Annotated in this window: 21 protein-coding genes and 2 pseudogenes; 16 read left to right on the top strand and 7 right to left on the bottom strand. The window is 65.5% G+C overall.

The annotated features are described in order from the left end of the window. Nucleotides 1–801 (top strand): annotated as a pseudogene (locus tag NG696_RS01835) (DUF4194 domain-containing protein); the annotation flags it as partial. Between the two features lie 281 nt (nt 802–1,082). Then, nucleotides 1,083–4,550 carry an ATP-binding protein gene (locus NG696_RS01830; RefSeq protein WP_252573702.1) on the top strand — a complete coding sequence of 1,156 codons (3,468 nt, stop codon included), beginning with the start codon at nt 1,083–1,085 and terminating at the stop codon, nt 4,548–4,550. 106 nt (nt 4,551–4,656) lie between these two features. Here the strand turns inward: NG696_RS01830 and NG696_RS01825 are convergent, their stop codons facing one another. Together NG696_RS01825 and NG696_RS01820 are read right to left on the bottom strand one after the other, a co-directional pair. Next, nucleotides 4,657–5,202 (bottom strand): TetR/AcrR family transcriptional regulator, encoded by a 546-nt coding sequence (locus tag NG696_RS01825; RefSeq protein WP_252564407.1) that lies wholly within the window; start codon nt 5,200–5,202, stop codon nt 4,657–4,659. After that, entirely contained in the window at nt 5,199–7,184 is a 1,986-nt protein-coding gene (locus NG696_RS01820) for an MFS transporter (RefSeq protein WP_252573700.1), read from the bottom strand. Before NG696_RS01820 ends, NG696_RS01825 begins: the two co-directional genes overlap by 4 nt. Before the next feature lie 212 nt (nt 7,185–7,396). On the opposite strand from NG696_RS01820, the gene NG696_RS01815 reads away from it, so the two are divergent. The 5 genes from NG696_RS01815 (at nt 7,397) to NG696_RS01795 (ending at nt 12,589) form a co-directional block, all read left to right on the top strand. Then, the gene (locus tag NG696_RS01815; RefSeq protein ID WP_252564404.1) at nt 7,397–8,482 is read left to right on the top strand and encodes an iron-siderophore ABC transporter substrate-binding protein; all 1,086 of its coding nucleotides are present in this window, start codon (nt 7,397–7,399) and stop codon (nt 8,480–8,482) included. 10 nt (nt 8,483–8,492) lie between these two features. Next, entirely contained in the window at nt 8,493–9,614 is a 1,122-nt protein-coding gene (locus NG696_RS01810) for a FecCD family ABC transporter permease (RefSeq protein ID WP_252573698.1), read from the top strand. Between the two features lie 83 nt (nt 9,615–9,697). Next, nucleotides 9,698–10,735: a FecCD family ABC transporter permease gene (locus NG696_RS01805; RefSeq protein WP_252573725.1), complete on the top strand. Its 1,038-nt coding sequence runs from the start codon at nt 9,698–9,700 to the stop codon at nt 10,733–10,735. Between the two features lies 1 nt (nt 10,736). Then, nucleotides 10,737–11,552 (top strand): ABC transporter ATP-binding protein, encoded by an 816-nt coding sequence (locus tag NG696_RS01800; protein WP_252564650.1) that lies wholly within the window; start codon nt 10,737–10,739, stop codon nt 11,550–11,552. Then, nucleotides 11,549–12,589 (top strand): siderophore-interacting protein, encoded by a 1,041-nt coding sequence (locus tag NG696_RS01795; RefSeq protein ID WP_252564400.1) that lies wholly within the window; start codon nt 11,549–11,551, stop codon nt 12,587–12,589. The genes NG696_RS01800 and NG696_RS01795 overlap by 4 nt, the downstream gene beginning before the upstream one ends. 220 nt (nt 12,590–12,809) lie before the next feature. On the opposite strand, the gene NG696_RS01790 is transcribed toward NG696_RS01795, so the two are convergent. Both NG696_RS01790 and NG696_RS01785 read right to left on the bottom strand, forming a co-directional pair. Beyond that, the gene (locus tag NG696_RS01790; RefSeq protein WP_256471872.1) at nt 12,810–13,247 is read right to left on the bottom strand and encodes a glycoside hydrolase family 16 protein; all 438 of its coding nucleotides are present in this window, start codon (nt 13,245–13,247) and stop codon (nt 12,810–12,812) included. Between the two features lie 205 nt (nt 13,248–13,452). Continuing rightward, a complete protein-coding gene (locus NG696_RS01785; RefSeq protein WP_252573695.1) occupies nt 13,453–13,722 on the bottom strand; it encodes a hypothetical protein in 270 nt (89 codons plus the stop codon). 555 nt (nt 13,723–14,277) lie between these two features. Here NG696_RS01785 and NG696_RS01780 point away from each other — a divergent pair. Continuing rightward, complete coding sequence (locus NG696_RS01780) at nt 14,278–15,141, top strand: SGNH/GDSL hydrolase family protein (RefSeq protein WP_252573693.1); 864 nt, start codon at nt 14,278–14,280, stop codon at nt 15,139–15,141. Nucleotides 15,142–15,462: 321 nt separating this feature from the next. On the opposite strand, the gene NG696_RS01775 is transcribed toward NG696_RS01780, so the two are convergent. Next, nucleotides 15,463–15,750 (bottom strand): YciI family protein, encoded by a 288-nt coding sequence (locus tag NG696_RS01775; protein ID WP_252564392.1) that lies wholly within the window; start codon nt 15,748–15,750, stop codon nt 15,463–15,465. A gap of 82 nt (nt 15,751–15,832) precedes the next feature. On the opposite strand from NG696_RS01775, the gene NG696_RS01770 reads away from it, so the two are divergent. From NG696_RS01770 to rpsN, 5 genes are all read left to right on the top strand, one after another. Beyond that, nucleotides 15,833–16,324, top strand: a complete 492-nt coding sequence (locus NG696_RS01770) for a MarR family winged helix-turn-helix transcriptional regulator (protein WP_056342119.1) — start codon at nt 15,833–15,835, stop codon at nt 16,322–16,324. A gap of 75 nt (nt 16,325–16,399) precedes the next feature. Further along, nucleotides 16,400–17,161 (top strand): SGNH/GDSL hydrolase family protein, encoded by a 762-nt coding sequence (locus NG696_RS01765; protein ID WP_252564390.1) that lies wholly within the window; start codon nt 16,400–16,402, stop codon nt 17,159–17,161. Nucleotides 17,162–17,414: 253 nt separating this feature from the next. Next, complete coding sequence (rpmB, locus tag NG696_RS01760) at nt 17,415–17,651, top strand: 50S ribosomal protein L28 (protein ID WP_056342125.1); 237 nt, start codon at nt 17,415–17,417, stop codon at nt 17,649–17,651. Beyond that, nucleotides 17,651–17,818, top strand: coding sequence for a 50S ribosomal protein L33 (gene rpmG, locus NG696_RS01755; protein ID WP_013602737.1), 168 nt, complete (start codon nt 17,651–17,653; stop codon nt 17,816–17,818). Before rpmB ends, rpmG begins: the two co-directional genes overlap by 1 nt. Before the next feature lie 4 nt (nt 17,819–17,822). Further along, nucleotides 17,823–18,128, top strand: coding sequence for a 30S ribosomal protein S14 (gene rpsN / locus NG696_RS01750; RefSeq protein WP_026266887.1), 306 nt, complete (start codon nt 17,823–17,825; stop codon nt 18,126–18,128). A gap of 603 nt (nt 18,129–18,731) precedes the next feature. On the opposite strand, the gene NG696_RS01745 is transcribed toward rpsN, so the two are convergent. After that, nucleotides 18,732–19,073, bottom strand: coding sequence for a YciI family protein (locus NG696_RS01745; protein ID WP_252564388.1), 342 nt, complete (start codon nt 19,071–19,073; stop codon nt 18,732–18,734). Between the two features lie 357 nt (nt 19,074–19,430). Between NG696_RS01745 and NG696_RS01740 the strand changes: the two are divergent. From NG696_RS01740 to NG696_RS21050, 3 genes and pseudogenes are all read left to right on the top strand, one after another. Continuing rightward, nucleotides 19,431–19,986 (top strand): annotated as a pseudogene (locus tag NG696_RS01740) (ISL3 family transposase); the annotation flags it as partial. Nucleotides 19,987–20,065: 79 nt separating this feature from the next. Continuing rightward, a complete protein-coding gene (locus tag NG696_RS01735; protein WP_252564386.1) occupies nt 20,066–20,407 on the top strand; it encodes a class I SAM-dependent methyltransferase in 342 nt (113 codons plus the stop codon). Further along, on the top strand, nt 20,296–20,664 hold the full coding sequence (locus NG696_RS21050; protein WP_374208648.1) for a class I SAM-dependent methyltransferase: 369 nt from the start codon (nt 20,296–20,298) through the stop codon (nt 20,662–20,664). Before NG696_RS01735 ends, NG696_RS21050 begins: the two co-directional genes overlap by 112 nt. 241 nt (nt 20,665–20,905) lie before the next feature. Here the strand turns inward: NG696_RS21050 and NG696_RS01730 are convergent. Beyond that, nucleotides 20,906–21,171 (bottom strand): hypothetical protein (locus NG696_RS01730; RefSeq protein ID WP_252573691.1); only part of this gene is annotated, 266 nt, incomplete at its 5' end.

The raw sequence follows: 21,171 nt of genomic DNA, 5'->3' as shown, positions 1-21,171 counted from the left end.
ATGACTGAAGAAATTACGACGGCGGCGCCCCCGGCGGTCGACCCCGAAACTGCGGTGGGCGAGCCTGAAATTCCGGTGGTCCAGCGCAGCGGCGGAGTCACGCCCCGCGACACGTTTGTGGACGGCGCCGCACTGTTTCCCGGCGACACCGGCGTGCTCTCGATGAAGGTGCGCCAGGCGCTGGTCAAGCTGCTCAAGGGTCCGTACGTCGACGGCGGACGCGACGAAAAATTGTGGACCACGCTGCTGGATAACCAGATCATCCTGCGCAGCCGCCTGTCCGAGCTGTTCCTGACCCTGCAGCTGGACCACGAGCGCAAGATCGCCGTCCTCCGCCCGGTGGATCCGGAGACCATCGGCGGCAGCAGCCGATCGAGCATCTTGCGCCAACAGCGGGCACTGAGCCGGGTGGAGACCATCGTGCTGCTCCGCCTGCGGATGCTGCTGGACCGCCACGTCACGGCCCAGACCGATGCCACCATCACCCGGGAGGAAATCGCTGACCTCGTGGCCCACTACCAGCCCGCCGGACAGCAGGACGCGCTGCGGGATTCGGACGTGGTCACCCGTGCCATCACCAAGCTCCTGGCCCGCCAACTGCTCCTTACTACTAGCCTGGACGACGTCTACACCATCTCCAACGCCCTCCCGCTGGCCCTCCCCTTCGAAAACATCGGCGACATCCCCGCCCAAATCGAAGCCCTGGTAGCAGCCACGACAGATCCGACGGGCACAGAAGCGCTGATAGAGCTCGACGTCGACACAGGCGGTGAGGACGACGACGCCGATGCCGCCCCCGCCCCTCCGCCGGGCGGCTCTGCTGCAAGCAGCGAGCCGCCCGGCTCCGACAGCGGCCCAGAACTACCCGATGCTCGCAAGCTCGCATCGGGGCCCTCGTCCAGTTCCTCAGATGCCACTCCCTGGGCGGCATCGGCGTCGTCGTCCGTGGGTGCGCAGGTTCCGGGCACGAGCGACGACACCGGGGACATGCGGCAGCATGCGTCTAAGCGAGGCGCGAGCGAGCATGCAGAGCATGTGTCCGGTGGTGGCGCGATTGGCGACCACGAGGAAGGGAACGACAAGTGAGCATCGCAACCATGCTGCCGATGGGTGAGCTCACGAACCCCGGCCAGATGCGCCTCGCCTTGGTGCAGGTTGTCAACTGGGGCACGTTCCATGGAGCCCACACGATGCACGTGGACCGGAACGGAACCCTGCTGACGGGCAACTCGGGCGTGGGCAAGTCCACGCTGTTTGATGCCATGCTGCGGGTGTTCGATGCCCGGCCGCGCTCCAACGAGGCCGCGGCCCAGCGTGCCGGCGGTGCTGTGGAGGACAAGAGGACCACGTTCACGTACATGCGCGGCAAGGTGGGCGACAAAGCGGTGGGCGAAGGCTCGGCCAGCGCGTTCCAGCGCCCCGGTGCCACCTGGTCCGCCGTCGCCCTGACATTCGATAACGCGGCGGGCACGCGCATCACGGTGTCCGCCTTGTTTGACCTGCCCAAAAACGGCACGGAGTCCAGCGTTGGGCGTTTCTACCTGATCGACAGCAAGCCGCTGGACCTGCCGGCCATCGAGGACATCGCCGACAAGCGCTTCACCAAGGCTGCGCTGGAGACGATCTTCCCGGACGCCCAGATCTTCGATGTCCACAAGGCCTTCGCGGAGCGTTTCCGCCGCCTCCTGGGCATCAGTTCGGACCAGGCATTGCCGCTGCTGCGTGTGATCCAGGCCGGCAAGGGCCTGGGCGGCAGCGTCAATACCTTCTTCCGCGACCAGGTCCTGGACGCCCCCGCCACCCTCGCCGCGGCCGATGACGTGGTGGAGGAATTCAGCAACCTCATGTCCATCCGGCAGCGGCTGGAGGACGTGCGGCAGCAGCGGGACCAGCTGGCCCCCGTGCCCGGCCTGAACAAGGAATACGCGCAGTCGCTGCTGGATGCGAACCGGCTCCGTGAGCTGTCGGGCGAGGAGTTCGAAGCCTACAAGCAGCAGCTCGCCGTCACGGTGCACCAGAAAACGCTGGCCCGGTTCAAGGAGCTGGCCCAGGCGAAAGCCAAGGAGCTGGGCGCGGAACGCTCGGTCCGCGACGGGCTGGCCATGGAACTGCGCCAGCTGGAGACCGATTACAACAACCAGGGCGGCAACGCGATCTCCGCGATCGAGCAGTCGCTGGACAACGCCAGGGTGGGTCTGCGGCTCCGCGAACAGGTGGAGGAAGCGGCCCGCAAGGCCCTGTCCGACGCCGGGCTGCAGCTGGAGTGGACCGCTGTAGGTTGGGAACAGGCCCACGAGCAGGCTGCCGCAAGGTCGGCCGAGCTCAAGGATGACTCCCAGGCCCTGCAGGAGCTCCGCTTCGAAGCCTTCGACGGCCACGCCACCAAAAAGCGTGAGCTGGCGGCGGCCCAGCAGGAGCTGCTGTCCCTGAAGACGCGCAAGTCCCTGCTGCCGCCGTCGAGCATTGAAAACCGTGCGGCCATCGCAGCGGCCACCGGCGTTCCTGAAGACCGGATGCCGTTCGGCGGCGAGCTGATGGACCTCGCTGAGGGGGAGGAGCAGTGGCGGCCGGCGGCGGAGCGCGCCCTCCGGAATCTCGCCACCACGTTGCTGGTCCCCGGCGAACATTTCGCCGCGGTGACCCGCTACCTGAACGACAACAAGGTACGCGGTGCCCTGCGCGCCGTTGACGTGTCCAAGCCGCTCGCGGGCGGCGCCCTCGCCGTGGAGGACGCGCACGACGGCGACTTGCTCACCAAGCTGGACATCCTCGCCAGCGGCGCGGTGGCGGACGCCGGGGAATGGATCCGGGAGCGGATCGCCCTCGATTTCGCCTACCCGTGCGTCGAGGACCCGAATGAGTTGGCCACCCTGGACAAGGGCCTGAGCTTGGGCGGTGTGGTCAAACGCAACCGGCACACGGTAGAGAAGGACGACCGGTTCACCAGCCGCCAGGACTACGTACTCGGGTTCGACAACGCCGCCAAGCTGGAGCTCGTGGCCGCCCAGGTGGAGGACCTGCAGCAGGAACTGGCCAAGGCCGCCGAGCTGGCGCAGAGCCGTGAAGAGTCGCACCAGGGCATGAGCCGGCAGCTCGACGCCCTCCGCCGGATCGCGGAGGACCACCGGCCCTGGGAACAGGTGTCCGCGGCCGTCGCCGCCGATGAACTCGCCAGGATTGAACAGCGGCTCAAGGATGCCCTCGCGGCCCAGGCCGACCTGGAACCGCTGCGGGCCAACATCGAAACGGCGCGGCAGAAACACCAGGCCAGCACCGAAGCCGCAGCCGTCCTGCAGAGCGAATACAAGGCACTGGACCGGCAGCTGAGCACCGCCGATTCGCTGCTGGAAGCCGCGCGTGCCCGCCTAGAGCAGGCGCCGCCGTCGGCCGCCACCGTCACCGCGCTTGAACCGTACTTCACCGATTTCGGCGACGTCGGCGAGATGCATGAGCTGGACAACCTGGCCAACCGCGTTCGGACCGCGCTGCTCGGGGAGCTGCACGCCGCCGAGACGCGCGGGCAGGCAACGTCCGAGCGGTTGACCCGGATCTTCGAGGGTTTTGTGCGCGAGTGGGGCTCCGCGATCTCCGCGGACCACGGCACCTCCATCGGGGCCGCGGGGGAGTTCGAAGGCCGCTACCACGCCATCATCAGCGACGGCCTGCCCGCCCAGGAGTCCGAGTTCCGGCAGTTCTTCAACCAGCGCACGCATGAATCGTTCAGCACGCTGCTGCACCTGCTGGACGAGGAGCGGCGGTCCATCACCAGCCGCATCCTGCCGCTCAACGGCATCCTGTCCGAGGTCAACTTCCACGAGGGCAGCTTCCTGGAACTGGACATCAAGCAGACCCTGCCAGCCACGGCCAAGCAGTTCAAGGACGCTATCCAGAACGCGCTGAAGGCACGGCATACGCGGCCCGCCCGCGCGGGTTCCGGCCCGGAAACCGGGGGAGGCGACGACGCCGAGCTCACCGCCCGGTACAAGACCCTCGAAACGCTCGTAAAGCGGCTCGGCTCGCCCACCCCCGAGGACCGGCGCTGGCGTGCCGAAGTCTTGGATGTCCGCGGGCACCTGTTTATCCAGTGCAAGGAGCACCGGGAGGTGACCGGGCCGGCGTCGGGCAAGAAGGGCGGCGGCAAGCGGACGGACGTCTACATGCATGCTGACACCGGCTCCATGTCCGGCGGCGAGCGGCAGCGCTTCACGGCGTTCATCATGGCCGCGGCGCTGAGCTACCAGCTGGGCATCGCCGAGCAGGGGTTCACCACGTACGGCACCGTGATGATGGATGAGGCGTTTGTGCTGGCCTCGGAGGAGTTCGCCGGCGCCGGGATCAAGGCGCTGCACGAGTTCGGATTCCAGCTGCTGCTGGCCGCTCCGGAGAACGTGATCGACCTGTCCCGGCACCTGGGCTCCGTGACGGAGATCCTGCGGGACAAGCGCACCAACCGCTCCGGCGTGCTCACCGCCCCGGTGATCCGGCCCAGGCCCGGCGCGGAAGGTCAGTGGCGGTCCGAGGCGAACCCCGTGGACATCGTGCTTCGCTGACCCGGACGCTCTCTCACCTTTGGGGCCTTTTTCGCCAACGCTCTCTCACTTGCCTCAAGAAAGTGAGAGAGCGTTGGTGGTTTTCGGGCCAACGGTCAGAGAGCGTCTACTCGGCGGCGGTGCAGGCGTCGATCTGGGCCTGGACGATTGCGCCGTAGTGTCCCACCAGCTCGTCAAAGTTCCAGCCGTCGAAGAGGCCCAGGGTGCGGACGGCCTCACCGAATCCGGTCATCAGGGCCACCACGGTGGAGGCGAACCGCCGCTCCGGTGTTGTGTCCCCGATCAGGCTCGCGATGGCGGCGAGGTACCTTTCGCGGACATCCGTTCGAGCTGTCTCGGGGTCGGGAGAGTCCAGAACGGCGAACGGGATGATGGCCCAAGGCTCCTGCATTCCGCGTTCCCGGCGCATCAACACACGGAAGACGAGGGCCCTGCCGAGTTCCGACGTCGGGACCTCCAGTTCGGCGAGCTGCGATTCGTCGGGCCGGACGGCGGCATAGAGCTTTTCCTTGGAGACGAACAGTTTCATGACCAGGGCCGCCGAAACGCCAGCGTCCGCGGCTATGTCCCGCACCGTGACGGCACGGTAGCCGCGTTCCCCGAAAAGCCGCCCGGCGGCGCTGAAGATCGCGTCGTGGCTGCGGCTGCTCATGCGCCCACCGGCTCCATGGACTTTTCCTCCACACGCGGCGCGGCGAGATGAACGGTGACAGAGCGGTTGTCCACCGCGAGCTTCCGCGCCATAGCCTGATGCGTCGCCGGATCAACCATGGTCACGATGTAGCGGCCGGCGAGGGGCAGCGGAAACGCATACGCGCCGTCGTCGTCCGAAACGGCGGTGGCCACGTAACCCCCGCTTGCCTCAAGGAGCGTCACCACCGCGCCGGCCACAGCCGCGCTTCCGGCCGTGACCAGTCCGCTGATCTCGAGCCGGTCCCGAAGCAGGAAGTTCTGGTGCCGCGTGCGGCCGTCGAAGTCGAAGACCTCTGCCATCGGCGCCCAGCCTGCTGCATTGGTGACCATGAGGTACTTCCCGGCACCGGGGAGGGCCACCGAATAGTTGCCTTCCGTATCCACCCGGCTCCAGTCCACCGGCTCGCCGGCGGTCTGGAGTACGGTCACGACGGCGGGGGTGACGGGGCGGTTGTCAGGTGCAAGGACGCGCCCCTGCACCACGATTTCGGCCGTATTGACGGAGGCAGCGGTGTTAGTTGCGGATAGCCGGTGAGCTGCTGTGGCCTTCGGAATGAAGACCGTGGCCACTACCGATGCTGCCGCTGCCAGCGCGGCCAGCCAGAACGCGTCCTTGAACGCATCGAAGGACGGGAGCTGCACGGCCCCCACCGTCATGCTGACCGAGGTGAGGACCGCGGCAACCGCTGCGCTCGACGTCGAGGTGCCGATGGACCGGACCAGGCTGTTCAGTCCATTGGCCGAGGCCGTTTCGGTGATCGGCACCACGCCCATGATCAGTGTGGGCATGGCGGCGTAGGCGATGGCTGTGCCGACGCTGACCACGGTTGAACCGATGATGACCCACGCGATGGAGTCGTAGAAGAAGACGCGGCTCACGTAGCCCACAATCATCACGATGGCTCCGGCGATCAGCGCAGACTTGCCGCCGAAGACGCGGATGATACGTCCGGAAACAGGCGCGAAAATCACCATCGCGAGCCCGGACGGGACCATGCACAGCCCTGCGGTGATGACGTTCAGCCCGAAACCGTAGCCCGTGGCGGTAGGCAGCTGGAGCTGCTGGGTGGTGAGGAGCATGTTGGCGAACATGGCGAAGCCGATGAGCAGTGAGGCCACGTTGGTCATGAGCACCGGCCTGCGGCCCGATGTCCGCAGGTCAACCATCGGCTGGCTGACTTTCAGCTCGTACGGGACCCAAGCAGCCAGGAGTATTGCGGCCGTGAGGAACAGCAGCAGCACCGGCTCCGAGCCCCAGCCCCAGGCGCCGCCTTTGGAGATCGCCAGCAGCAGGGCAGCCAGGGCTGCGGAGAGCACCAACGCCCCCGCGTAATCGAAGCGCCCCGGCGTCCGGACCTTGGATTCCGGGACCACCAGCGCCACGGCAACAAGCAGCAGTGCGCCGGCGGCAGCGGACACCCAGAAGATCGAAGCCCACCCCAGGCTCTCGTACAGCACTCCCGCCAAGGGCAGGCCCATGGCGCTGCCGATTCCCAGAGTGGCGCTCATCAAGGCAACCGCGGAGCCCATCTTCTCCTTGGGCAGTTCATCGCGCATGATGCTGATGCCCACCGGAATCAGGGCCGAAGCGAAGCCCTGGAGCGTCCTGCCGATGACCAGCCACAGGAAGGACCCGCCAACCGCGGCAATGACCGAACCGGCCACCATGATCGCCAGGCAAACCACCATCATCTTGCGCTTGCCGTACATGTCCGCGCTGCGGGACACGATGGGCGTTGCCACGGCGCTGGCGAGCAGGGTGGCGGTCACCAGCCAGGAGGCGTCGTCGGCGGTGATACCCAGGATCCGGGGGAAATCCGGAAGGAGCGGCACCACCAGTGTTTGCATGAGGGCCACCACCGTGCCGCTAAGGGCCAGGACGGCGGTGATGGCGGACGGGGACGGGCCCCGGGTGGTGTTCAGGGCGTTGGAACGCGGCATCAGGTGCTTTCGGGTGTGGACTGGGAAGGGGCTCGGCGCGGTGAACGCACGTTTACCCCCCCAAAGAGTGAACCACCGTTCACCCCCTGCCGGCAATGACCTGCTGCTATTTGGTGCGTCACATAAATCAATTACGCAATACAAAGCTTTTCTAATTATGAGCAGGCTAGGCTACCCTTACTTAGGTTCGCATCATTCACCTAAGGAGTTCCGTGACTTCCCCCCTCTTCTCCGGCCCGAGTGCCACCCGCCGCACGCTGTTCAAGTCCGCCGGCAAGGCAACGGCCGTTCTGGCTGCCGCGGCACTCACGCTGTCCGCCTGCTCCACCGGCCCCGCGTCCTCGACGTCAGACGCCAGCAGCTCCAGCAGCTCGCAGTTCCCGGTCACCATCAAGCACGTCTTCGGTGAAACCACCGTCAAGGAACAGCCCAAGCGCGTAGTCACCGTTTCCTGGGTCAACGACGATGTTGCCCTTGCCCTCGGCGTAGTTCCGGTGGGCGTCCCCAAGAACGAATGGGGCGGCAACGAGCAGGGCTCCACCCCGTGGAAGGATGCGGCGCTGAAGGAACTCGGCGCCGGCTTCGGTTCCGACAAGGCTCCGGTCCAGTTCTCCGAAGCTGACGGCATCAACTTCACTGAGATCGCCAAGCTGACCCCGGACGTCATCCTGGCCGCCTACTCCGGCCTGACCGAAGAGGACTACAAGAAGCTCACCGAGATCGCACCGGTGGTGGCCCACCCCGCGGTTGCCTACGGAACCTCATGGCAGGATTCAACCTCCATCATCGGCAAGGCACTGGGCAAGGAGGCTGAGGCTACCAAGCTCATCGCCGATACTGAGGCCACCGTCAAGACGGAAGCTGCCAAGTACCCGCAGATCGCCGGCAAGAGCTTCGTCTACGGTTACACCGATCCCTCGGACCTCACTGCCACGGGCTTCTACACCGCCAATGACAACCGTCCGAAGTTCCTCTCAGCTATCGGGATGAAGCTGGCCCCAGTCGCCGAGAAGGCTTCAGCCGGCTCCAAGGACTTCTTCGTGCCGTGGGCCGCCGAGAAAGCCAACGAACTTGAGGCCGATATCTTCCTGAGCTCGGTTGAGGATACCGCGACCGCCGCGGCCGTCAAGAGCGACCCCCTGCTGGGCCAGATTCCGGCCGTCAAGAACGGCGCGTTCGTTGCAGATGCGGACAAGAGCCTGGTCCTGGCAATCTCGGCCTCCTCGCCGCTGAGCCTGCCGTGGGCGCTGGACACCTTCCTCCCGCAGCTCGCCACCGCCGCGGATGCAGTGAAGTAAGCACCGCTCCATGACGGAAAGTACGACGGCGGCACCCGCCGGACAGCGCGAACGGACACTTGGGACCCCGATCGGGTCGCAACGAGGGCACCAACTGTCCGTTCGCGCCGGTCGATTGGCTAGCGCCGGCGGGAAGGCCAGAACCAGGCAGACTGCCTGGCTGCTGGCCGCCGTCGTCGTACTTTCTTTATTAGCCGCCGCTTCCCTGGCCATCGGCGCCCGGGGCCTTTCCCTGGCCACTGTGTGGCAGGCGCTCACCCAGTTCGACGCCGCCAACGGGGACCACGCCGTGGTCCACGCGCGCATCCCCCGCACCGTCCTCGGCATACTTGCCGGCGGTGCCCTGGGCCTGGCCGGCGCCGCCATGCAGGGCGTTGCCCGCAACCCCCTGGCAGATCCGGGCATTATGGGCGTAAATGCCGGAGCCGCGCTGGCCGTGGTCACCGGCATCTACCTTTTCGGCGTCACCTCCCTGAGCGGCTACATCTGGTTCGCTTTCATCGGCGCCGGAGCCGCCGCCGTCGTGGTCTACCTGGTCGCGTCCATGGGCAGGGACGGTGCGACGCCGGTCAAGCTCGCCCTCGCCGGCGCCGCGCTCAGCGCCGGACTCTATTCCCTGATGAGCGTCATTCTCGTCTCCAGCCAGGACACCCTGGACCGCTTCCGTTTCTGGCAAGTGGGCGGAATCTCCGGCCGCGACTGGGCAGTGGTGCTCCCGGGCCTCCCGTTCCTGGCCGTCGGGGCACTAATTATTCTTGGCACCGGCCGCATCCTCAACAGCCTCGCGTTGGGTGACGACATCGCCCGCGGCCTGGGCCAGCGTGTGGGCCTGAGCCGGGGAGTCACCGCCCTGGGCATCGTACTGCTGTGCGGTTCCGCGACGGCATTGGCAGGGCCCATCGGCTTTGTTGGCCTGGTCATTCCGCATGCGGTCCGGTCACTCACCGGCCCGGACTACCGCTGGATCCTGCCGTTCTCCCTGGTCCTCGCTCCGGCACTTTTGCTCGGCGCGGACATTGTCGGCCGCGTTGTGCTGCTTCCCGGCGAGATTCCGGCCGGGATCATGACTGCACTTGTTGGTGCGCCGGTCTTCGTGTGGCTCATCCGCCGCGGCAAGGGGGCCGGGCTGTGACCACCTCCACCCGGCGCGAACTGGCAGATAACGCCCTCAAAACCGCGAAAAGAGGGGATTATCTGCCAGTTCGCGAACCCCTGATGCGCCGGACCATCCTGAACCGGACCGCCGCCCTGGCCCTCGGCGTCGTGATCATGTTCGCCGTGTACGTGCTCCTGGGCAGCTACACCGTGACCATCCCGGACTTTTTCAAGATCCTCATCGGACACCTGACCGGCGGCGAAAGAATCCCGGGCGCAAGCTTCATTGTCATGGAGAACAAGCTGCCCCGGGCCGTCATCGGCGTGATGATCGGCGCCGCGTTCGGACTCTCCGGCGGCCTCTTCCAGACCATGCTCCGCAACCCGCTGGCCAGCCCGGACGTGATCGGCATCAGCTACGGTGCAAGCGCGGCCGCGGTCACCGCCATCGTGATCTTCGGCGCCACCGGTCCGGCCGTGTCCGGAGCGGCGCTTGGCGGCGCGCTGGGCATCCCAGCGCTGATCTACGCCATCTCCCGCGGACCGGCACTGGGCTCAGGCGGCGGCATCCGGGGGAACGCCGCGGGCAACCGGCTGATTCTGGCCGGTGTGGGCATCGCCGCCGCCCTGCATGCGGTGGTCAACTTCATGATGACCCGCGCGGACATCCGCACGGCAGCCGACGCACTCGTCTGGCTCAACGGCTCCCTCAACTCCGCCAACTGGGACCGGGCGGGCATGCTCTCGCTGGCGCTGCTGATCCTGGTCCCCGCCGTAATCGCCCTTGCCGGGCCGCTGCGCATCCTGGAACTCGGCGACGACGCCGCGGCCGGGCTGGGCATCCGCGTCGGGTTTACCCGCCTCGCCGTGGTGGTCACCGCCGTCGCACTCGCCGCGGTGGCGACGGCGGCTGCCGGGCCGGTCTCGTTCGTCGCCTTCCTGGCCGGCCCGATCGCCCGGCGCTTCACCCGCAAGGCCAGCCTCCCGGCGTCGGCCCTGGTGGGTGCCCTGATTGTCCTCACCGCCGACTACGTCGCGGCCAACCTCGCCCCCTTGCTGCTGGACGGCACCGTGCTGCCCGTCGGTGTTATCACGGGCGCGCTCGGTGCCCCGTTCCTGCTGTGGCTTCTGGTCACGGCCAACCGAAAGGATGCCTGACATCGCCGTTCTTAGCGCCCAGGACCTCACCCTGAAATACGACCAGCGCTGCGTGGTGGACGGCCTCACGGCGGAAATCCCCGAGGGCAAGGTGACCATGATTGTGGGCGCCAACGCCTGCGGCAAGTCCACGCTGCTCCGCGGCCTGTCCCGCCTCCTCAAACCCGCCTCCGGCACGGTGACCCTGGACGGCAAGGACATCCACGCCCGCCCGGCCCGTGAACTGGCGCGCACCCTGGGGCTCCTCCCGCAGCACCCCACGGCGCCGGACGGCATCGCTGTCCGCGACCTCGTGGGCCGCGGCCGGTATCCGCACCAGGGCTTCTTCCGCAGCTGGAGCACGGAGGACGACGCCGCCGTGCAGCGCGCGCTCGAAGCGACGGAAACGCTGGAACTCGCTGAGCGGAACGTCGATGAACTGTCCGGGGGCCAGCGCCAGCGCGTCTGGATCGCCATGGCGCTCTCCCAGGAAACCGACGTGCTCCTGCTGGACGAACCCACCACTTACCTGGACCTGGCGCACCAGGTGGAAGTCCTGGACCTGGTCACGGATCTGAACCGCAAGCGCGGCACCACCGTGGCCATCGTCCTGCACGACCTGAACCTGGCGGCACGCTACGCGGACCACGTCATCGCCATGAAGGGCGGCGAGATCGTGGCCCTGGGTGACCCCATAACTGTTGTCACCGAAAAGCTGGTCCGCGACGTTTTCGGCCTCGAGTCCCGGGTGATTCCCGATCCCGTCTCGGGCACGCCCCTGATTATCCCCATCGGCCGCCACCACACCGCCGCAACCGAACTGGAGCTCGTTTCATGAAGACCCGCGACATCGCCGCCACCGAGCCCATGACCCTGGCTTTCGAGGTGACCGTTTCCTCGGTGCAGGAGCTGAGCCCCAACTTCCGACGGATCACCTTCGGCGGCTACTCGCTGCGGGACTTCGGCGTTCACGGCGAGACCATGGACCTGCGGATCAAGCTGATGATCCCGTCCATGGCGTCCGACGGCACGAAGCTGCCCCTGCCGGTCTTCGAAATGGCGCAGTCCGGCTGGTACCGGGAATGGCTGGCCATGGACCCCGCCGTGCGCGGCTCCATGCGCACCTACACGGTCCGTCAATCCCGGCTTGATGCCGTTTATCCGGAAATTGACGTTGACTTCGTAATGCATTTCGACGCCGAGGGACACGGCGGTCCCGCCGCGAACTGGGCCCTGAACGCCAAGCCGGGCGACGCCATCACCCTCATCGGCCCCAACAACCGCGCCGCCCACTGCGTCACGGCCGAGATCTACTCCGGCATCGAGTGGCGGCCGGGTATGGCCCAGCGTGTCCTGCTCGCCGGCGACGAAACCGCCATCCCGGCCATCTCCGCGATCCTCGAAAGCCTGCCGTCCTACATGAGCGGCCACGCCTTCCTTGAAGTACCGGAGGCCGGTGACTTCCTGGATCTCAAGACGGACGCCGACGTCGACATCACCTGGCTTGCCCGCGGTGCTGCCATTGGCCGCTCACGCCCGCACGGCGAGCTGCTGCAGCAGGCAGTGCGCACGGCAGTTCCCGTTCCCGGCTGGGTGGGCATCAAAGCGTCCGACGCCGGTGCGGGCCCGGAGCCCGAAGACGTCAACGTGGACGTGGACATCCTCTGGGAGACGCCGGCGCGGATGGAGACAGCCGAAATCGAGGCCACCAAGAACCCCGCCATGCCTGCCGGCGCCATGCCGTTCTACGCCTGGATCGCCGGCGAGGCCGCCGTTATCAAGGACATGCGGCGGTACCTTGTGCGCGACGTCGGGATCGACCGCAAGCAGGTTGCGTTCATGGGGTACTGGCGTCAGGGCAAGGCCGAGGTCTAGGCCCGTCGTGTGTTCCGGATCTTGAATGCCGCGGCTCTGGCGAAAAAGGTCCAGGCAGCGGCTTGACAGACATAGAAGAGTCGACCGCTGGAACTCGTCAGGTCCCGGTGGGTCTTTCTCATTTACTTCGTTGCCGCTCAGAGACTTGCGGCACCCCGCGAGTCGGCCCCGCGGCTATTCCAACCGTTCCCCGGCGAGCCCTCAGCCGGAAAGGCCTGTCTTACCGGTAGACGCGGACCCAATCGACCTGCATCTGCGAGGGCTTGGTGGCGGAGCCGTCCGGGAACCAATCCAGCTGCAATGTCTGCTTCATGGCGACAGAGGGCTGGTGCGCCGGGTTCGTGTCAGTGAAGGTCTTTACTCCGTCGACGTATCCGGTGATGCCGGCCGGGGTCCACTCCACCGCGTAGTTGTGCCACTGTGTGCTATCGACGGGCGTCGCCGTTGTGGTCTGGAAATCCGCTCCACCACAGGCGTAGTGCAGGAAGAACCTCATCACGGAGGTGACTGTGCTGCCCTCGGCATAATCGATCTCGGCACAGTTCGGGGCACTGTTGTTGTTGAGGATCAGGACCGGGTGGTATTTCGGGTCCCGTGCATTGGTTTTCATGCGCGTTTCCCAGCGGCCATACTTTTGTTCCGCGAACTTTGCCGACATGCCGCCAGTGGTGCCGGCCGCGTCTCCGCTAACGGTGGCCACGCCGTTGGCAACCGACCAAGCCTGGGGACTGCGCAGGCCTTTGCCTGCATGCCCTGCACTGTTATAGACACTCCATTTCGTCCGGTCCGGTGCGCCGGTGTTGGAGAATTCGTCGCCCGTCAGGACCGGGCCCCAACCGAAGGCGGTAGCTGCCTGCGCACCGTCACCCGTCGTCGCGAGACTTTGGCTGGCTGGGGGCACCACCGTCGCCGGGGCCGCGGCAGGCGCGGGCGCTGGCGCCGAGGTGACGGCTGCCACCTGGGTTGCCGCCGCCGAAGCGGGGGTCTGGCCGCTGCTCGAAGCCGTGGGCGCCGGAGATGCTGCGGCTGAAGACGCCGCGGCTGCGGCAGTTGCGGCTGGAGTGGCAGGTGCGGACGCGCGGCCAGCCGAGGATGGGGCAGATGCCCCATTGGTCGTAGGGGCTAGGCCGCATCCTGTCAGGGACAAAGCACCCATGGTCGTTACGATGGCTATTTTCTTGAACAAGATACCTCCGGGCTCAGGACTGGAAGAAACGACTGATGCACTTGAGGCGATGACGAGTGCGGAAAGCATCCCTGGGCCCCTTGGCAGGGCCGGAGCTAGCAGGCGCCGAAAGGGCGCATCGGGGGTCCAGTGATCGGCCGCCCGGGGCCCTGCATTGGGGCCAGCCGCCAACGTTACCTGATCGTGACCATCGGTCGCAAAAATGTGACAGAGGCTGAGCAGCTGCTGATGATCAGACCTATCTGGCCCCGATTCGTGGACTCCGCCTATAGCTGTTGCCTGCGGTCAGCCATGTACTGCCACTATCTGGAAACCCAGCCAAACCGCGCAACTTGGGTGGGGATTCGGCCCAAGCCAGCGGCGGCGGCTTGATGGACACGCCTTGCACCCGGCACTAGTTCGCAACCGCTCCCTCGCACTCTGCCTCTAGATCTCAACCCTTCTGCATATCCTGTTGCTGTCCGTTTACCTTGGCGTTTCATTGGGCGGTTACTTTCAGTGGATGGGTTCTAATCCTTTACTTTCGGACCGTGAAGGCCGGCGGGTGTTTGTCGCTTTGGGGGACTCGTTTACAGAAGGTGTTGGGGACCGGGATGAGCGGCTGCCCAACGGGGTCCGGGGGTGGGCTGACCGGGTGGCGGAGAAACTGGCCAAGGCTGAGCCGGGGTGGGAATATGCCAACCTGGCCATCAGGAGCAAGCGCCTGCGTCACGTCATCACCGAGCAGCTGGAACCGGCGCTGGCCATGAAGCCCACGCTGATCACGCTGTATGCCGGCGGAAATGACATCCTGGACATCGGCACGGACATGGCTGCCCTGATGGACGAGTACGAGGACCTCGTGGCGCGACTCGCCGGGACCGGGGCCACGGTGGTCCTGTTCACCGGCTTCGACGTCAAAGTCTCGGCCGTTCTGGAGCTGCTGAAGAAGCGGAACACGGTCTACAACGAGCGGGTCCGTGAGATCGCCGCGAGATACGGGACGGTCCTGGTGGATTACTGGTGCCTGGACGCCTTCCATGACCGGCGGATGTGGGACTCGGACCGCCTCCACATGTCCAAGGCGGGCCACAAGTACCTCGCCGGGCAGGTGCTGGACCAGCTCGGGGTGCCCCACAAAATCCGGCTCAAGGACTGGGACCCGCCGGTGCGGCTCAGCCTGCGGGAGTGGGAGCAGCGGCAGCGGCGTTGGGTGAATGACTGGGTGCTGCCGCTTTTTGGCCGCAAAATCAGGGGCGTCACGCTGGGGGATACCCTCGCGCCGCGCTGGCCGGAACCCGTCAAGGTGCCGCGGAAGCGCGGGCTGAAGAAGCTGATGGACCGGGACGCGGTGCTCAAGAACAGCCCGAAAGCAAGTGGTTTGTAAACATCTGTTGATTTGTGTGCAACATTACAGATACTTGCGGCACTGACGACGACTCAACGCGTCAGCTCTAGTCCGCTCAGCGCTGCGTGGACCGTTTGGGGGCGTGAACCGCCGCCGTCGAGATGCCAGCGTGAACGCGGAATCCCCAACCTGCCCCTTCGGCACGCGGCGTTCAGATGCGACAGGTCGGCCCGCGCCAGTCGCGGAGCTGTTCGTGACCTGGGAGCCGGACAAGGCGCAGCTGCTGGTTCTGGAGCAGTAGGTGCTTCCGGGGAACTGCCGGGCAGTTCCCCGGAGCCTGCTGGCGCAGGGGCCAGGGGCCTAGGTGTCCAGCAGGTTTTCGTAACCCACCGCCACGGTCGTGGCGGTGAATTCGATAACTTCGAACTCGGCCACTCCGTTGCTGTAGAAAGGGTCCTTGGCCAACGCAGCATCCAGTGTGGTTCGGTCGGCCTTGGATAACAGCACACCGCCCACCGCCGGAACCAGGCGTCCGGACGCAAGGAACACGCCGTCGTCGAACGCCTGCTTAACCCACGCCATATGCGCAGGGCGGTGATAGTCCACGATGTCTTCGGGCACCTTGTAGGTCAGCGATACAACAAACATAAAGTCAGCCTACCCGGATGGGTCCACGGGAACTGGTGCGTCACTTGAACGCTCAACCACGCTCTGCTTCTAGAATGGACGCATGACCGAACCGCGCTGGCTCAACGCCGACGAACGCCGTGCCTGGCTGGCACTCCTGAGCATCAACACGCTGCTGCCGGCTGCCCTGGACAACCAGCTCCACACCGCCGGCAAGGTGTCCCTGTTCGATTACAACGTCATGGCCATGCTGTCCGAAGCCGAGGGCCGCTTCCTGCCGATGAGCCAACTGGCCGCCCGTACGAGTTCGTCGCTTTCCCGGCTCTCGCATGTGGTTGCCAAACTGGAGAAGCGCGGATGGCTGGAGCGGCGTCCGCACCCCCGCGATGCACGGGTCACCACCGCACACCTGTCCGACGTCGGGATGGCCACTTTGGAGGCACTCGCACCGGGGCACGTGGAGGCGGTGCGCACCAAGTTCCTGGACGCCTTGACGGAACGTGACGTCAATGACCTTGCCCGCATCGGCGAAAAGATCGTTGCCCGGCTGGACGATGACCACTGGATCCTGCGCGAGACCGAAAGCCGGCCATAAGCCGTCGCCCTGATGGACACCGTCCGGACAGGCCCCGCCTTGGTTGCTCTCGGCAACAAATGAAAGACTGACGCCATGGACTTTTCGACCCGTTATGTAGCGCTCGGCGACTCTTTCACGGAAGGGGTCGGGGATGACGATCCGAGCCGCCCCAACGGCGTCCGCGGCTGGGCGGATCGCGTGGCGGAGCAGCTGGGCGCGGCGGATCCCGGCTTCGGCTACGCCAACCTGGCCATCCGCGGCAGGAAGCTCCGCCAGATCATGGCAGAACAGGTGGACGCCGCCGTCGAACTTAACCCCACCCTCGTGACCATTTACGCAGGTGCCAACGACATTCTGCGGCCCAAGATCGACATCGACGATCTGCTGGCCGAATACGACGCCGGCATCCGCAAGCTGGCGGCCACCGGCGCCACAGTGGTGATGTTCACCGGCTTCGACGCGCGCGGCTCGAAGGTCTTCAGCACCATGCGCGGCCGCACCGCCATCTACAACGAACTGGTCCGCGGCATTGCCGGGGACCATGGAGCGTTGCTGGTGGATTACTGGCGCTTTAACGAGTACTACGACTGGGGCATGTGGGCCCAGGACCGGATGCACATGTCCTCCGCCGGGCACGCCAACATGGCCAAACGCGTCCTTACCGTCCTGGAGCACGACCACTCGATCGAAGTCCCGCCCATGACCCCGGTGCCCGAGCTGAACCGGGCCGAAGCCCTCCGCGCAAACGCGCGCTGGGTCCGCGAATTCGCCGGCCCCTGGGTGGTCCGCCGTGTCACCGGCAAGTCCTCGGGCGACGGACTGGCGCCCAAGTACGCCCAGCTCACGCGCCTCTGAAGCAGCGCCCCCTTATACACCGTCCGAGCACGGATTGGTCTTTAATTGCGTGAACTCGTAGACTTGGTGAGCGCTAAGTGCGCGGAGCGTGCGCAATTGCTCCGGTGGCCCGGTAATTTTCTCCAGGGTAGCCGGTAGTTAGGGGCTCAAGTTGCGTGACTAACCGTTCACCCTGATCACTTTGGGTCGCACTTAGCCGCATGATCCTGCAGCAGATATGCGGATCATTACATTCAATTCTTGAGGAGAAGTCATGGCAGCACACTGCCAAGTGACCGGAGCCGAGCCGGGCTTTGGGCACAGCATTTCGCACTCGCACCGTCGCAACAAGCGTCGGTTCGATCCGAACATCCAGAAGAAGCGCTACTGGGTTCCGTCCCTGCGCCGTAATGTCACGCTGCAGCTTTCTGCAAAGGGCATCAAGACCATCGACGTGCGCGGCATCGACGTAGTCGTCGCCGCCATCCTTGCTCGGGGAGTGAAGCTCTAATGGCTAAGGACAAGGACGTACGTCCGATCATCAAGCTCAAGTCGACTGCGGGCACGGGTTACACCTACGTGACGCGGAAGAACCGTCGTAACGACCCGGACCGTATGGTTCTGAAGAAGTACGATCCCAAGATCCGTCAGCACGTCGAATTCCGAGAGGAGCGCTAAACACATGGCTAAGAAGTCAATGATCGCAAAGAACGAACAGCGTAAAGTCATCGTTGAGCGTTACGCCGCAAAGCGCCTCGAACTGAAGAAGGCTCTGGTTGACCCCAACTCGACCGACGAAGTTCGCGAAGCTGCACGCCTCGGCCTGCAGAAGCTTCCCCGCAACGCGTCGCCCGTCCGTCTGCGAAACCGCGACATCATCGACGGCCGTCCCCGCGGTACCTTCCAGAAGTTCGGTATCTCCCGTGTTCGCTTCCGCGACATGGCTCACCGCGGTGAGCTCCCGGGTATCACCAAGTCTTCCTGGTAATCCAGCACCGCTGATTCCAGCTGCTTGAGAAGGGCCGGCAACCGTTTGGTTGCCGGCCCTTCTGCGTTTAAGTCTTGCGGTGATCGAGCTCCCCCTGTGGATCGAGCCCCGTCTGGTGATCGAACTTGTCGAGATCCCGCGCAGTGTTGGCCGTTGTGCTGCAGCACACAGAAGTCACGTACGACGGCGGCGCCCGGTTTTGGGTGCCGATGCCGGCTTTGGGCCCGGAATGGCGGGGTTTCGANCATGGACTGCGTTGCACCTCAAAGCCGCGCACCCGCCTCGCCCCGCGCACAGCCGAAGAAGCGGCACCGGCCCCAACCCGCCGCCGTCGTACACCACACAGGCTCCGCTCCGAGCGTCCAGGCGACGAGCGCAGGACCTGACAGTGAATTTCGGCACATTCCCGCACCTCACGCTGCAATGTCGCATGCGAGGAACCGGACTCGTTCAACGGGGAGGCTGCTCGGGTCATCTGCCTGTGCAGTCACCGTTCAGTCCCAGTAGGTAGTAGATACACGGACGTCGTCCCTGATCCTCACAGGAACCTCGCCGGCTGACCTGCCGACCGACTTCGATCGACTCTGGCTGGGGTTGCCCTCGTCAGCTGGCCGGGTCGTACTGGAACTGCCGGACCTCTTGCGAGCAGCGGCAGGCGACGGCGATCTTCGCGGCCCACCCGAGTGCCGCCTCCCGCGAGGGCAGCTCGAGAACGGTGTAGCCGCCGTTGGGCACCTTGTGGCCTGGGTACGTGCCGCCGGTGACGGTGCCGTCACCGGCCACGTGCACCGGGTCTACGTCCTCATCGATTCCGCCGCCGAAGACGTAAACGCCCGCCGCCTTGGCCTCGGCGATGACGGCATGTGAGGCTTCGACTACGGCCTCGAAGTCCTCCTCGGGGAACGCCATGGCCTCACCGGGGAACGAGATCAGGTATTTCGTCATTCGAGGACTCCTCTGCTCCGGCGGCGCCATCCGTCGGCTCTTCTGTGCGGCACCGCTCTGGTGCCCAGACCGATTATGGCTCCGGCGCCCGACCCGTGGTCAAGGTAGAGCTCGCGACCGACCCGCAGAACCTGCTCGAGCGGTACCGTCTGAAAGCGCGTCCTTAGGCGCGTGCCCGCGGAGAAGGGGCGGCCATGGATCGCGTGGACACGACCGTGGTCGGTGCGGGGTACGGGCGAGGCTCCAGATGATGGAGGTTCCTACGCCATCCATCCAGGAGACCTCGACGTGCTCGACGCTACCCCCACGACCGCTTTCGCCTGTCCTGATCTGACCACGTTCCGTCGGCTCGACTAGCTGGGTCTGAAGGTCACCGGGCTGCGGCCCGAGCCCGATCGTGCGGTGCTGGCGGTCGGGTCGTCGAGCTCCGCGATTCGATCGACCGGTGATGCCGACGTTGCGGGCTTGAGAGCATGGCGCGGGACACGGTGACGCGGGAGTTGGCGCACGAGCCGTTGGGGTGTCGTCCCAAGGTCCTCAAGGACACGATCCGCCGGCACCGGTGTATCGACTGCGGGTACGCGTGTCGCCACACCCGGCGTGGCGACAAGTACGTCACCGTGGTCATCGACCTCACAACGATCCGTGAGGGCACCGGCCCCGCCCGCCTGCTCGACGTGGTCGAGGGCCGCTCGAAGAAGGCGTTCATTTCCTGGCTGGCCGAGCGACCCACGGCTTGGCGCGACGCCGCGATGAACAGGTGCACCGCATTCAAGACTGCTGCCGCGAAGAGCTCCCCGGGGCGGTCGCGGTCCTGGATCCCTTCCACGTGACCCTCCTGGCCGGCGAGGCGCTCGATGAGGGCCGGCGTCGGGTCCAGCAGGCCATCCATGGCCACCGCTGCCGCACCGGTCCGTAGAGGGCACCTCACACGAATAGGCAAACTCTGCCCGGAAAGCATCGATTACTGCCGCCCACCATAGGGTGGCTGCATGACGGACGCAGAGGTCGAGATCGCGTACTCAAGGAGAGCCGCCGAGTACATTGCCAGATTTGGGTCGGTCGAGTCCACGCATCCGGCTGACCGGAAGCTCATAGCTGAGTGGGTCGCACCTCTGGTGGGGCCAGTGCTGGACGTAGGATGCGGGCCCGGCCATTGGACCAAGTTCCTCGCGGACCAAGGGGCCGCGGTCGAAGGAATCGATTTGGTGCCGGCTCTCTCATCAAGCAAGCAGAAGCGACTTTCCCCGGAATCCCATTCCGCGTCGCCTCCCTCACGAGTCTCGGAGTTCCCGAAGGATATGCATTCGGCATCCTGGCTTGGTACTCGCTAATCCACTTTGCCCCCGACCAGGTTCCCTCCGTTCTCCGGGAGCTGGCACGGCGCCTAACTCCTGGCGGGCTTCTCCTACTAGGAATGTTTGAAGGCGACGAAATCGCGAGATTTCCACACGCTGTATCGCCTGCATACTCCTGGCCCGTGGGGGAACTAACTATGATGCCTGGTGCCGCCGGCTTCGAAACCATCTCGCATCAGAGACGAACTGATCCTGGTCATCGGCCAGCAGGGATGCGCACAGGTGCACGATAAGGCGAACCTACAACAAAGCAGAGGTTCCGAGCTGCCACCGGAGAGGCCACAGCCTTGGTCGTCTCGGCTGCTGGCCATTCCTCGCTGGATGTGATCCACACAACACAAACTTGTTCTGGCCAATTACTGAACCGGGACCCCGGTGAGCCCCCCAGATTCCCCGCCACGACGCGGATCCTGGGGGCATAGGGCCTGTTGTGGGGGTGGATTTGCGGTGGGGGTTGGGTGGGTGTATTGTTTTCTAAGTCGCCGCGAGGGGAACAGCGAAGAGCTGGTTACCGCGGGCGGCCAAACCCCCTAATTCAAGACCAAATGTTGGTTGTTCTTTTGAGCGCCTCGGTTTGGTGGGGATGTGTTTTCTGCTGGTGCGGGTCCTGGAATATGGATTTGCATCGGGGCGGGAAACCGGGTAAGTTTGAAAAGTTGCTCCGGAGCGATCCACGGCCGAATGGTTGGTTGTGGTGGTGCCGGGTGTGTCTGTTGTTTGAGAACTCAATAGTGTGCCAA

The organism is Pseudarthrobacter cellobiosi, assembly GCF_023913755.1.
GTDB classification, from domain to species: Bacteria; Actinomycetota; Actinomycetes; order Actinomycetales; family Micrococcaceae; genus Arthrobacter; species Arthrobacter cellobiosi.
This window is presented reverse-complemented; position numbering and strand designations above follow the sequence as displayed.